The organism is Flammeovirga pectinis (assembly GCF_003970675.1).
Lineage (GTDB): Bacteria > Bacteroidota > Bacteroidia > Cytophagales > Flammeovirgaceae > Flammeovirga > Flammeovirga pectinis.
In genome coordinates this window covers 4647931-4662116 of the sequence record NZ_CP034562.1, presented here as the reverse complement: position 1 = coordinate 4662116, position 14186 = coordinate 4647931, and the positions used below count along the sequence as shown (strand labels likewise).

Genomic DNA, 14186 nt, shown 5'->3' with positions numbered 1-14186 from the left:
AATTGTATGCTAGGCATAGTTATAAGCCGATGCGCAATTTCGTAAATGTGAATGTGTTATGACGTATAATTGTGTTAAAAAATTAAAATATTAATTCTAATTAGGAATAAATATCATTTAAACTTCTGAATTGCTGCCTCTAGGATTTTTTTTACGGTAGAATTTGGAATAAAATCGACTAATTCTTGATGTGCATCATAATTTAGCTTCAGTCCTTTTTCAATATGTTTGTAGGCATCTTTTAATTTTCCTCTTAATAAAAGGTAGGCTGATAGTCTATAATGTAAAGAGTGATTTTCGGGTAAATGATTTAAACCTTCTAAAATTATATTCGATGCTTCTGTTAACTCATTCTCTGAATTATATACTTCGGACCAATCTAACCATAAGTTTACATTCTTAGGATTGATTTCACTTCCTTCTTTAAATGCTTCTAAACCAGAAGCTATATTCCCTAACTGACATTCTGCTCTAGCTAATGAATACCAATATTCGTCATAAAACTTATTTAGCTTTACAGCCTTACTTAAATAATGTGTTGCCTGAAGGTAGTTACCTAATTTTCTATGGTTTTCTCCTACACCAAACCAAGCTTCATCGTAATATTCATCTACCTCAATGGCTTTTTTAAAATAACGAATTCCAACATTAAAATCATCCATTAATTCTGCAGATGCCCCTAAATGACAATATAATTCTGCAGTAGGTGATTCTGTATATTGAAGTGCTTCAAGATACATTCTAAATGATTCTGGATACTGCTTTAAGTTCATAAAGCAATGCCCCATTTGCATGTATGCTAGATCAAATTTATCGTTTATCAGAGTAGCATATTCTAATGCCGCTAATGCTTTAGAGTAATTTTTTGTCTGACTATAAAAGATACCCATATTGTACCATGCATCAGCAGAATAGGGATCGTTATCAATAAATTCTTGTAAGAAGTTACTAATATCTAATAACTTATCAGTTTGGCTTCCGCAGTCAATAAGTTCATAAATGGCATCTTCATGAGTAAGATCACTTTCAATTGCTCTTTTGTAAGCGAGTGTAGCTTTCTCAAAATCATTAATTGATTGGAGTGTAATACCAATATTATAAAACACATCGGCAGGATTTTCGGCTACAGGTAAAGCTTGCTCAAAACTAGCAATTGCTAAATCTGTTTCTCCTAAAATAGAATGTAAATTACCTTTATGAAATAAAACTTGAAAGTCTGTTGGTGCAATTTTCTCAGCATTATTAATTGCAGTAAAAGCTTCTTTAAACTGACCAGAATAGGCTAGAATACGTGCTTTTAAAACTAGAACTGATGTAGAAAAAGGATATACTTGTTGTGCATTCTCACATACATTTAATGCTTGTGGAATTTTAAAATTGATAAAATAGTGTTCTATAATGTCTTCAAAGGTACTTAAATCAAAAAACTCGATTCTCCCCTCTTTTTCCATCAACTCGTATTTCTCAATCGCTTTTTTTATATCACTTTGACTATCTGACATTTTGAAGATTTTGTTAATCAATACCGTACCTCAGTACAGTTTATAAGTTGTATAATATCGGAATAAATACCATTTGGTGCTGTTAATAGCCAATTTATTCCACTAATTATAAAAGAATCATTTTTAAATTAAAGTGATTCTTTTACCCATTTCATTGTATCGTTTAACGATATAAACGGGATTTTGATTTGTTCTTGAGCCTTTTTATTATCATACTCATACCTTGAGAAAAGCGATTTTATTAGGTCTTTTGATAGTTGACTCGATTTCCCGGTAAATACTGAAAATATTTTCTCAGCATAATAAATAAAATTGACTGAAGTCTTTGATATTTTTTTAGAAGGAGCTTCTACATTTAAACCATTACTTATAGTCTCTAAAGCAAGTTTAAATGGAATATTAGAAGCATTTAAAATAAATCGTTCTCCAGATATAGGTAACTCAATAGCTTTAATAACTGCCGCTGTAACATCTCTTACATCTACAGAACTAAAAAGCCCGGAAGGATAGTATTTTACGCCTTTTTGTATTGTTTTAAATATAGTGAGACTACTTCTATCCCAATTACCTACTCCTAAAATTACAGATGGATTTAAAACTACAATATCTAATCCTTCTCTGTAACCTCGCCAAACTTCTTGTTCAGCATTATATTTTGAAATAGCATAGGCTGACATTCCTTTGTCACCTGTCCATTTTGAGTTTTCATTAATAAAATTACCGTATTCAGGTACTCCTAAAGCAGCAATTGAGCTTATGTGAATAAACTTTTTGATACCTGCTTGCAACGAAATATTTACAAGGTTTGCAGTACCATTTACATTTACAGCTCTAAGTTCATCTAAAGTTGTATTAAAAGAAACAATAGATGCTGTATGAATCACGTAATCTATTTCTTTGAGTTCTTCTAAAAGTGAGTTAGGATCGAGAATATCTATATCTACCCAAGTCACCAACTTACTGTCATCACCTAAAAATGATTTATCGTTACGTTTACCATTTAAGGCAATTACATGAGCTCCTTTTTGTAAGATACTTTTTAGAATATATCCTCCTACAAAACCTGTTGCTCCAGTTATAAATACTTTTTTTCCTTCTAGTAACAATGGAATTTACTTTTGAGGTACTTTAATAATAAGATTATTCTGTAAAGGTAAACCAAGTGCTTTATTATAGTACGACAATGTGCGTACTTTTTTTAACCAATCTAAATGTTTTGCCTTGTGACAATCACTACCTATAAAATCAACTAATTGATCATTAATAAGGTTTTGAGCTATTTCTTTTGCTTTAGATGAATAATACCCTGCTAACGATAAAGCATTCACTTGTAAAAGTGCTCCTAAGTTCTTCCAACGTTTAATTTCATTGTAATTACCATAGACATACGTATAACGTTCTGGATGAGCAATTACTGGTTTATATCCTTTTGAAATACACAAAAAGATTACTTCATCTATAAAGAAACAAGAATTTATAAAAGATGTTTCTAGTAAAATATAATTATCGCCAAAAGTAAGAAGTGGTTCATTACTCTTTAATTTCTTCAGAAAGCCTTCGTCTAAATAATATTCAGCAGCAGCAGTTAAATGAACATCAATATTTTGTTTTTCAACTTCTGCTTGAACTAACGCTAATTTTTCTAAAATGATTTCTGGAGTGTTTTTATAAAAATCACTCATTACGTGAGGAGTAGCAACTAGGTTTTTATACCCCATTTCTACTAGTCCTTTAATAATATCAATAGACTCTTCTAGAGATTGTGCACCATCATCAATATTAGGTAAAAAGTGGGCGTGCATATCACTTGTAATCTGAGGACCTAAAGGCTCAGATACAGCTACCTCTTTTTTATTTTTTTTGAATAAATTAGTAAACCACTTCATGATGGATGCTCTTGTTTAAAAATCATTGTTAGCTTACAAAAGTACGAAGACTAAGTATAAACATATACTTATGTACGTTATAAAACCCAAATGTGTTTTTACTTATTTTTAAATAGCTTTTTCCAAAATGGCTTTTTCTTCTCATCGAAGTAGGCTAAGTCTCCTTCTGTCATATCAGATTCGTATCCGTAGGTATATCCATAGCCAAAACCATCAGCACTATAAGACATTGTACCATAGCCATAGCCATAACCACCATAACTTCTTCTGTCTGGAACTGAATTAAGAATAATTGAGATATTTGGAAACTTACTAGATTTGTAAAGGTTGTTTGCGTTATCGATAAAAGAGACTTTAGAATAATCTGCTCTTACAACATAAATAGGGTTAGTTACATGACGCATAATTATCATTCCATCTGTAACTAAACCTACAGGAGGTGAATCTAACATGACCACATCGTACTCCTCTTTTAATTTTGCCAAGAAATTGATAAAGTTCTTAGACATGACCAATTCTGATGGGTTTGGAGGAATAGGACCTGCACTAATATATTTTAAAGTAGGTATATCAGTATCTTGTAAGCATTCTTCAATAGTAGTTTGCCCAATAAGAATTGATGAAGCTCCTTTAATATTACTACCTCCAAATGCTAAATGAACTTTTGGTTTTCGTAGATCGAGGTCTACCATTATTACTTTTTTGTCTGACATAGCAATAATACCAGCAAGGTTAGAGGCAATAAATGTTTTCCCTTCTCCACTAATGGTAGAAGTAACAGAAATTACACGAGCATCTTTACTATTTTCTGCATCAAAACTATCTGAAACCATGAAATCTAAGTTAGTTCTGACAGATCTAAAAGCTTCACTCATTGTAGATTTTGGATCTGCAGAAACAACTAATCTAGAGACAGCCATTTCCTCTTTCTGATATTTTGGAATTAGTCCTAAAATTGGCATTCCTGTTCTGCGCTCCAGATGCTTAATACCACTAATTTTATCCATTCTGATGTATACAATAACAAGCATTATAACAGAGATGAATAGACCAATAGCCATGCTTATAGCTACCGCAATAAACTTTTTTGGAGCAATAGGAATCTTACTTGCGTAAGCCTCATTAATTACGGCAGAACTTTCTATTGTACTAGCTTGTGCCATACTTACCTCAATCATTTTATTGGTAAGCAGATCATAAATACTAGTATAAATTTCAACTCTTTTTTCAATCTTTTTAAGATCAGGATCTCCTCCAATATTTTTATAAAAGACAGTTTTTAATTTTGAGATTTCTCTTTGAAGATCTCTAATATTACCGTCTAAAAATTCTTCTGCGAATTTAATAGATTCAGCCACCTCATAACGTAGCTTTTTATAAAGTTCTAGTTTAGCATTACTAGCAATTGTATTTGATGTATAAGAGTCTTTAATTCTTAAAGCTTCAGTTTCTAATTTTGCAAGCTCATCTAGACTAGAAGAAATACTACCATCTGTAAGAATAGTAGCATAAGCTTGTATGTAAACTATACTACTATCGGCTTCAAGAAAGTGTCTTAATTTTTGGTATTTCTTCTTTTCATTTTTAAGTGAAGATAAAGACTTCTCTAATTCTTGAATATTGCCTACAATAGGTCCGGCTTCCATATAAGAAGATAAATCTTTACCATAGCTTATTGCTCTCATCTTTTTTTCTTGAAGTGCTAGAGAGTCTTTTGTTGTATCAATTTGTTTAAATAGATAAGTTAAAGCTCTTTCGTAAACTAAAGCTTTACTCTCTCTAGATAACTGACTGTAGGCTGTATTTATAGCTTTTAGCACGGCTACTGCTTTTTCTCTATTTGCTGCTTTAAAAGAAATTTGGATTGTATTTGCTTTTGGATCGAATATTAAAACACTAATATTTTTTCGAATAAAATTAGTGATACTTGACTTTGAATTAAACTGAAAGGAATATTTATTATTATCAACATTTGGAGATTTACTTCTAATGATAATAGGGCGTCCACCTAAAGAGAATCTTTGCCCAGATTTCCCTGCAATTTCTATTTGTTGTTCACCAATTTTATAGGTGATAATAAAATCTTTACCTCCATTACTAAATTCTAAAAAGAAAGGTAAATCCTTTAAAGTAGGTTGAACATTATTGGGGTATTCAAAGGTAAAAGGAACTGCATCTCCAAATAATTCTGAATCTCTTACATCTCCAACAGATTGATAAGTAACTGTTAGATCAATTAAAGAATCAATAACACGGTTATATGTAACACCAGAAGTAATTAGAGCCATCTCACTTTCTAGTTTACCATCATTCAAGGAGTTGTTCATGATACCAAATTTCTCAGCAAAATCTTGAGAAGAAGAGGTTAACTTAATTTGATTAAGTGTGCTTGCTTCATAGATTCTAGGTGTCCATCTTATATAGAGGAATGCGCATATACCTGCCATCATTAAAATGAGAATAACCCAGATAAACTTTTTCTTGATTACAAATTCAAGTTTATCAAAATCTATATTATTAGAAAGGTTATCGCCTTCATTATTGAGGTCGTCCCATTCTTTATCAAAATCTGTCATAAACGGAAGCTTTTAAACTTTCACTATTAATTTGTGGCAATTTGTTGAACTAGCAAGTAAAGTGATACAACACTTGATACTACACTTACCAATAACGTTAAATCTTGAAGATTACGTGTATCAGATTTTCTTCTTGGTTCAAGATAAATCACATCATTTGGCATTACATTGATATTTGCTTTAGCAAGACCTTGAATTGTACTTAAATCAACAATTTGTACTGATGGTTTATTAAACCCATACTTAGGGTCAGGTCTAATCATACGAATATTTGTTGCCATAATATCGTTTTGAACAGGTACACCATTATTTTTTGCTGTTGCAGCAGCTCCTTGTGAAGCTAATGCAATAACATCTAATAAAGTCATGTGTTCTGTTCTTAATGGTATAATTTCAGCCCCAGTTGCTCCCATTACAATTACACGTTTATTTGTGTATTGAGTGGCTACATAAGGATCTAAATAGAATTTACTATATGCTTTTGCTAATGTGATATTTGCTTGTTCTAATGTTTGTCCAACTAAATTGATATTTCCTACTAGAGGTAAGTTTACAGAACTATCAGATTTTACAAGGTATTTTTTAGGTTCATCACCATTTTCTCTAATAGGAGCATTCATGGCACTATTAGGGTTCTCAATCATCCCATTATTACCTGCATTTCCAGAAGAAGAATTTCTTCTTGATGATGCAATTTGAGAAGGTTGTAAATAATCTCCGTTAGGGTCTACTACTTTTTCTCCATCGTTTGTAAAAACAGACATTGCGATAAAGTCATCTACCTCAATGGTGTAGTTATTCATTGCGGAATTTTCTGCATTTAAAAATGCATCTTCATTAATACTCTCGTCTGTTTTAAATAGAATACTCTTACGTATAGAGCAAGATGATAAAGCAACCAAAAGTAGTAAAAGAGTATATATATAATGTTTGTATTTCATGTTTCGAATTATCACAAAGCATTTATCAATTTAGCGAAAGAGTTTTTGATAAAACTTATAAAAAAATTAGATGGAAAATCTTTACTTTCCATTGGGGTTCCTAATCTAACAAAAGTAATAAAAAAGGCCTACTCTCTGATCATAAATCAAAGAGTAGGCCTTAACTATTTTATAAAAAACTTATTTCTTGAATGATTTTACACCATTATCTAAGAATTCGATAAAGTTTTCAACATTTAAATCATATGCTTTGGCAGGGATCATTTTCTCTCCATCACTATCTAATAGGCAATAATAAGGTTGAGCATTGCTATTAAATTTAGTAATCTGAAAATCGAAGTTTTTCGCCCCAATTGTTTTCTTAACATTACCATCAAAAGTTGACGTTATCCACTCACTTTTTGGAAGCTTAGTTGGATCATCTACATATAATGCCAAAATGATATAATCTTCTTTTAATCTTTGAAGAACTCTAGGGTCTGACCATACGTTATCTTCCATTTTTCTACAGTTTGCACAACCATGTCCTGTAAAATCTAAAAAGATAGGTTTACCAAATTTCTTAGATGCAGCTACTGCTTGATTATAATTAAAGTATCCTTTTAAACCGTGTGGTAAATGGAATATATCTCCATATTTTACTGGGTATAGCATCTCATTTTGTTCACCATTTGATATAGATGCATTTTCGACTTCTTGTCTTACTATAGCGTTAATATCAAATGTGTGGTGTGTTTGAGGTGGTAAAATACCTGACAACATTTTTAATGGAGCTCCAAATAATCCTGGAATCAAATAAAATACAAAAGAGAATACAATTGTTGCTAAAATAAGTCTTGGAGGACTAACTGTATCCATTGGAGAATCGTGTGGTAAACGAATTTTACCTAATAAATACAATCCTAGCATAATTGATATTGCAATCCAGATAGCAACCATAATATCTTTATCCAAGATACCCCAATGGTATACTAAATCTACTGTTGATAAAAATTTGAATGCTAAGGCTAATTCAACAAAACCTAAAACAACTTTTACGGAGTTTAACCATCCACCAGATTTTGGTAAATTCTTCATTAAACCAGGAAATAAAGCAAAAATTGTAAATGGTAGTGCAAATGCTGATGCAAAAGCTAACATACCAAAAATAGGTTTAAGATATGCTCCACCTACAGACTCAATTAGAATTGTTCCAACGATTGGCCCTGTACATGAGAAAGAAACCAATACTAGTGTAAATGCCATAAAAAAGACAGAGAAGAAACCTCCTTTATCAGACTTCTGATCAACATTGTTTACTAATGAACTAGGCATTGTAATCTCGAACATGCCAAAAAATGACATAGCGAAAATGATGAATATTGTAAAGAAAAGGATGTTTGGAATCCAGTGAGTACTAATTGCATTTGCAACACTAGGATCGCCAGCGAGAGGTGCTAATACAACACCAAACAAACCATAAATACCTACTATACTTAAACCATAAAATAATGCTTTTGCTTTTCCTCCACTCTGATTAGTAAAAAATGATACTGTAAGAGGAATCATTGGGAATACACACGGCGTAAAAATAGCAGCTAAACCAAAAATGAACGCTGAGATCATAAAACCCCAGATACTTTCATCTTCTGCAGGTTGTCCGCTAGAACTAACAGCTTTTAGTTCTTCTGTATTTTTAGTTTCAGTAACAGAACTAATACTAGAAACTTTAGCTTCTTTATTCCCTAGAACAAATTCTTTACCTAAAGGGATACATTGTCCTGTTTCATCAGAACAACTTTGTCCCGAAATATCTACTTCAATTTTGAAATCATCTTTTAAGATTTTGATTTTTTGAGTAAACTCACCATGTTTTTTGAAGTAAGTAACATCTCCTTCCCAAAGTTCATCATATTTCTTTTTAGGGTTGATAGGTGTAAACTCTCCTGCTATTTGATAAGTGTTATTAGGCTTGTACTCAACTTCAGTTAACATTGGTCCTAAATCTGGATCAAAATCTGAAGAGTATAAATACCATCCATCTTTAATTGTTGCATGGTATGAAATTTCAATAACATCTCCGGCTTTGGCATCTTGATTAGATAACTCCGCATTCCATGTTACTGGGTTAATTAATTGAGCATTTATTGATGACAGGGTCATTAATAAAAACATCAAAGTTAGGCTGATTGATTTAGTAATTTTATACATTATTTATGATTGATATAATAATTAGAAGTCACTATTTACTACTTAAAGTAACTTTAATCTGTGAGGCAGATCACATTTAGAATTAAAAGTGATCAATTATACTAATTATTATGATGATTAGAGTGTTTCTTCTCTTAGTACAGATCTAAACTGATTGACTTTTTCTCCGAATTTCTCTTTTAAGGTAGCGTGTAATTCGGCTTCATGTGAACGCATAAATTTATCTGCGGAAGACAAATTCTCTACATCTAACATTAATGCAAAGTTAGTACCTTGATTCTCGGCTTTTTCAGAGAGAAGTTTCATTAATTTATAACCTTGAAAACATTCCGTTTTCATCACTTCAGGGATAAAGAAGGCCTTCATCCATTCTTTCCAAGAAGATAACATTTCGTCTTCAACGTGGAATGATATATTATATAAGATCATGTAATTTTTTATTTTTTTGCAAAATACACACTCTACTAGAAATCAACTATTTTTCGTTTCTTATTTTAAAGGATAAATTAAAATAAGGCTTCTACTATCAAAATTCTATTTATATGAAATATGATAATATTGTAAATATCAATCATTAAAATTGAATTTTAATTGGATATATTTCCTTTTTAGTTGGTTTTATTTCCTTAGCATAAATTACTACGTATTTATTTACGCACAAGTATTGCACTTATTAATAGATATATAAAATATATAGAGTATAAATGATATTGTAAAAGATAAATGCATATTAATAGTTGATATTTAGGTAGTTAACTTAACTACGTAAATATTTACGCTTACATCTTTACTATCTAGTTGATGAAAATACTTACATAAATTATTAAAGAATAGATCATGGGTAATTTGGAATAATAAGAATAGATATTTTTACTCTTCCAAGAAGTTGAGTAGGTACTTCGCTGTTTATTACTATCTAATAAACACTTTACAAAAAAGTTCCAATAAGTAATTATAAAGTAATTTTTCAAATAATTATTTTGAATATACTGCTTTACTATAAAATTAGTACATGTCCTCACAAACGATCCTGTCTTTAAAACGTTGTAGGTAGTATCTATGAAACCTAATTATTTCACAACATATACTACAATACCATTATTAAAGCTAAAGATTTGGACAGAAATTCAGACCTTTGCAATTAATGAGTATCAATTAAAAGGATTAGTTGAAAGTTTTGAACAAGACTTACACGATCTTATTAATAGTGCTCGTTCGGGTCTTAAAAATGATAATCAGCAATGTATTTTTGAGGCTATGCATACTTTAAAAGGTATTGCAGGAACTTTAGGAGCTACTCGTTTACATAAAATGGCTCAAGGTGCTGAAAAATTAAGTATCAAACGACTTCAAGAGAAGAGAATTATTGATCAAATAGAACAATGTGGTAACGCTTCTCTAAAAGCAATGAATAGTAGTAGTGAATAAACAATTACAAAAAGAAAGAAATGCTGCCTTAATAAAAGCCGAAGCCAAACGCTTGGGCTTTTCTGAATGTGGTATAGCCAAGGCTGGTTTTTTAGAGGAAGAAGCAGACCCTTTAGAGAAATGGCTTAAAAATAACATGCATGGAGAAATGGGCTATATGGCGAATCATTTTGACAAGCGATTAGATCCTACCAAACTAGTTGAAGGAGCAAAATCTGTGGTAATGCTTTCTTATAACTACTATCCCGAAAAAGATTTAGGACAAGAAGGTAATTATAAGATTGCTAAATATGCTTATGGAGAAGATTACCATTATGTAATAAAACATAAGTTGAAAGATCTTGTTAAATTTATTAATGCTGAAATTGGAGAAGTAGATGGACGTGTTTTTGTAGATTCAGCTCCTGTAATGGAAAGGGCTTGGGCAAAAAAAGCAGGTTTAGGTTGGGTAGGAAAACATAGTTTATTACTTAACCGACAAATGGGCAGTTTCTTTTTCCTTGCAGAACTAATAATTGATCTTGATCTAGAAGCAGATCCTCCTGTTAAAGACTTTTGTGGAACATGTACAAGGTGTATAGATGCTTGCCCTACTGAGGCAATCCCAGAAAAGGGTGTTGTAGATGGTAGTAAATGTATATCATACCTAACGATTGAATTGAAAGATCAAATTCCAACACAGTTCGAAGGTAAAATGAATGATTGGATTTTTGGTTGTGATATTTGCCAAGATGTGTGTCCATGGAATCGGTTTTCTTCTTCACATTCTACCAATGCATTTAATCCTCATGAAGAATTGGGTAATGTAAATAAGAAAGAGTGGGAAGAATTAACAGAGGATGTCTTTAAAGAGCTATTTAGAAAATCTGCAATTAAGAGAACAAAATATGCTGGGCTAATGCGAAATATTTCTTTCGCAAAAAAAAAGTGATTATCTAAATAATCACTTTTTAGTTTATAAGTTCTGTAACTTTATATTAGCCAACTAAAGAATATGAGCTAATATGTTTATTACATTCGTTTTGTATTAAAAATGCATAATTTGGGAAAGTTGATTTACTCCATGATCTTAATGATAAAACTTCATTGATCGAGAGAATCCCCAAAGACTTGCGTAATTCTTTTAAGAATAGGTGACGATCGAACGAAACTTTCTTTAGAATTATTTTTGAATATTCAAGCATGATCGGGTTTTTTGTTACTTGGTTGTTTGGTTATATAAAATATATAGTTGTCATCAATTATATTTCCTATGTTCGTTAACGTGAATATAGTGTAAAAGTTACATTTTTAGTAATTATTCTTTAATTTTTTATTTTTTTCACATTTTTTGTAGATATGAATTTAGATATTTACGGTATGAAATCAGTAGCATTCAAATACCATAATAAAATTAAGCATATAGTTTTTGTATTGGGCTTACTTTTATTAGGAATAGAAGGTATAGCACAAACAGTTACAGTCAACATTGGAGGAACTGAAATAGGTCAGAATGAAAATTTTGAAATTACCTTAACAGTAAAGAATGGAAGATTAACTAACTATTCTCAATTTCCTGATATACAAGGATTTAGAAAAGGAAGACCTTCTACATCTAGCCAAACCTCTATCATAAATGGCCAAGTATCTACTCAGCAGAGTGTTACACAAATGTATGCTCCAACTAAAAAGGGAACATTTGTATTAAAACCATTTAAGATGTCAGTAAATGGCAAATCTGTAAATAGTAAAGGGGCAACAATTAAAGTTGGTAATCCTGTTCAGCGTCAGTCTTACGATCCTTTTGCAGATTTCTGGGGGAATGGAGGTTCTCAGAAGCAACAACAAGAGCAACAATTTATAGATGTAAAGGCAGATGCCTTTTATGCTGTAAGTACAGATAAGAGATCAGTTTATAGAGGAGAAGGTTTTAGAATGGATATTTCCTTTTATGTTTCTGTTACAAACAGAGCAGAATTAGAGTTCTTTAAAATAGATGAGCAAATATCGGATATTCTTAAAAAGGTCAAGCCGAAGAATTGTTGGGAAGAGAATTTTAATATTGAGTCTATTCATCCAGAATATGTAACAGTAAATGGTAAATCATATCGTCAGTATAAAATATATGAAGCCATGTTTTACCCACTTAATACCGAAGATATTGTTGTAGCTCCTACTCAATTAAAAATGATTAAGTATCAAGTTGCACAACGTCAATCATTTTTTGGGAGAAATAGGAAAGAAGATGTTGAGGTTTTTAAATCAAAGGGAAGAACTATAAAAGTAAAACCACTTCCAGAGAGTCAATTTAAAAGTATTGCTAGTGTTGGTAATTACCGCATGAAGGAAGGTGTGAGTGATACCAAAATTAAGACTGGAGAAAGTGTAACACTTGAGTTTAAAGTGGAAGGTGAAGGTAATATATCGTCTATTAGAGAACCAGATGTAATAGATTCTGAAAATCTTTTATTCTATCCTCCAAGTATCTCTCAAAATATTAAGAGAGCAAATAACCGAGTAGTGGGTTCTAAGCAATTTACATATTATATAGAGCCACAAGAACCAGGAACATATAATCTAAAAGATTTTGTAAGCTTGTCGATATTTAACCCTAGAACTAAAAAGTATGAGATTCTACATCCTGAAGGAACAATTACAGTTGAAGGAAAAAGTTTAAGAGACGCAAATATTTCAAAAACAGATTTAGGATCTTTTTATGATTCTATGAAAAATGCAGACAATTCTCTTGTATCGATGAGTGAAACTTCTTGGATTCAAATAATTTTAAACATCTTTGTAGTAATAACCTTAGTAACAACAGGTGTATTGTTGTTTAAAAAAATCTAATAGTATGAAGAGTTTTTTCTCTCTAAATATAAAAATCATTTTACTACTACTTTTATCATCTTGCGAAAAGTATGTTGATACTGTACCTCCTGTAGTAGATTGGTTTACTATAAATGATAATGATGGATCTGGAGAGGTAATGATTGATACCTTATATACAGATTTAGAATTTAGAGCCTTTTTTAGAGATGTTGGTGGTATGTTATCTTATTCTATCACTTATGAATCTAAAGATAATGATGTTCCTGGTTTAAGGGTTCCAGCTTTCTTAAATACAATTGATACTTTTGCAATTGGAGGAGCTCAGTCAGAAACATATTCAAAAGCAACCATATCAGGTGGAGAGAATTCAGAGGGTTACCATATAGCAGCTTCGGGGTTATATGATATACATTTAGATTATAGAGATTTAGCATTAAATGATGGTTCTAGGGTAACTATTCCTATGGAATTTAGAAACTATGCACCATTTTTTAAGTATCAAGATTTTGAAGAAGATAGTGTAAATGGTACAACAACTTCTACTTTTAATATCAGATTTACATTAGATGATTTAGATAATAATCTGAATGCATGTAATATGACAATGTACTCTAAAGTATATGAACCTGATTCTATAGAAACGGATGGTATTGTATATGATTCGTTACTAGCCTATACTTTAACTCCTCCAGTACCTGGTGCAGGACCTTACATAGTTAATGAGACATTTGATTTTGATAGTGTCGGCATTTATGAACTAAGGATGTCGGGGTTTGATGATAAAAGAAATATAACCAATTCAATAATTACTATTGGAGTTCCTAAATAAAAAAAGCGAGAAGAATCTGTAATTGA

The 14186-nt window shown here is 31.2% G+C and carries 11 protein-coding genes; 4 read left to right on the top strand and 7 right to left on the bottom strand.

What is annotated here, in order from left to right; genetic code table 11:
* Positions 1 to 113: 113 nt before the first annotated feature.
* The 7 genes from EI427_RS18425 to EI427_RS18395 form a co-directional block, all read right to left on the bottom strand.
* Positions 114 to 1502: a tetratricopeptide repeat protein gene (locus EI427_RS18425; RefSeq protein ID WP_126617513.1), complete on the bottom strand. Its 1389-nt coding sequence runs from the start codon at positions 1500 to 1502 to the stop codon at positions 114 to 116.
* A 128-nt stretch (positions 1503 to 1630) separates the two neighbouring features.
* Positions 1631 to 2608 (bottom strand): NAD-dependent epimerase/dehydratase family protein, encoded by a 978-nt coding sequence (locus tag EI427_RS18420; RefSeq protein ID WP_170178539.1) that lies wholly within the window; start codon positions 2606 to 2608, stop codon positions 1631 to 1633.
* Positions 2609 to 2614: 6 nt separating this feature from the next.
* Entirely contained in the window at positions 2615 to 3388 is a 774-nt protein-coding gene (locus EI427_RS18415; protein WP_240655330.1) for a tyrosine-protein phosphatase, read from the bottom strand.
* Positions 3389 to 3486: 98 nt separating this feature from the next.
* Positions 3487 to 5964, bottom strand: coding sequence for a tyrosine-protein kinase (locus EI427_RS18410; protein WP_126617508.1), 2478 nt, complete (start codon positions 5962 to 5964; stop codon positions 3487 to 3489).
* 26 nt (positions 5965 to 5990) lie between these two features.
* Positions 5991 to 6905, bottom strand: a complete 915-nt coding sequence (locus EI427_RS18405) for a polysaccharide biosynthesis/export family protein (protein ID WP_126617506.1) — start codon at positions 6903 to 6905, stop codon at positions 5991 to 5993.
* Between the two features lie 180 nt (positions 6906 to 7085).
* Positions 7086 to 9047 (bottom strand): protein-disulfide reductase DsbD family protein, encoded by a 1962-nt coding sequence (locus tag EI427_RS18400; RefSeq protein WP_240655329.1) that lies wholly within the window; start codon positions 9045 to 9047, stop codon positions 7086 to 7088.
* A gap of 165 nt (positions 9048 to 9212) precedes the next feature.
* The gene (locus tag EI427_RS18395; RefSeq protein WP_126617502.1) at positions 9213 to 9524 is read right to left on the bottom strand and encodes a DUF4286 family protein; all 312 of its coding nucleotides are present in this window, start codon (positions 9522 to 9524) and stop codon (positions 9213 to 9215) included.
* A gap of 630 nt (positions 9525 to 10154) precedes the next feature.
* Between EI427_RS18395 and EI427_RS18390 the strand changes: the two genes are divergently transcribed.
* From EI427_RS18390 to EI427_RS18370, 4 genes are all read left to right on the top strand, one after another.
* Positions 10155 to 10523: an Hpt domain-containing protein gene (locus tag EI427_RS18390; protein ID WP_126617500.1), complete on the top strand. Its 369-nt coding sequence runs from the start codon at positions 10155 to 10157 to the stop codon at positions 10521 to 10523.
* A complete protein-coding gene (queG, locus tag EI427_RS18385) occupies positions 10516 to 11454 on the top strand; it encodes a tRNA epoxyqueuosine(34) reductase QueG (RefSeq protein WP_126617498.1) in 939 nt (312 codons plus the stop codon). The genes EI427_RS18390 and queG overlap by 8 nt, the downstream gene beginning before the upstream one ends.
* 428 nt (positions 11455 to 11882) lie before the next feature.
* Positions 11883 to 13349 carry a BatD family protein gene (locus EI427_RS18375; protein WP_170178538.1) on the top strand — a complete coding sequence of 489 codons (1467 nt, stop codon included), beginning with the start codon at positions 11883 to 11885 and terminating at the stop codon, positions 13347 to 13349.
* A 4-nt stretch (positions 13350 to 13353) separates the two neighbouring features.
* On the top strand, positions 13354 to 14160 hold the full coding sequence (locus EI427_RS18370) for a hypothetical protein (RefSeq protein WP_126617492.1): 807 nt from the start codon (positions 13354 to 13356) through the stop codon (positions 14158 to 14160).
* Positions 14161 to 14186 lie beyond the last annotated feature (26 nt).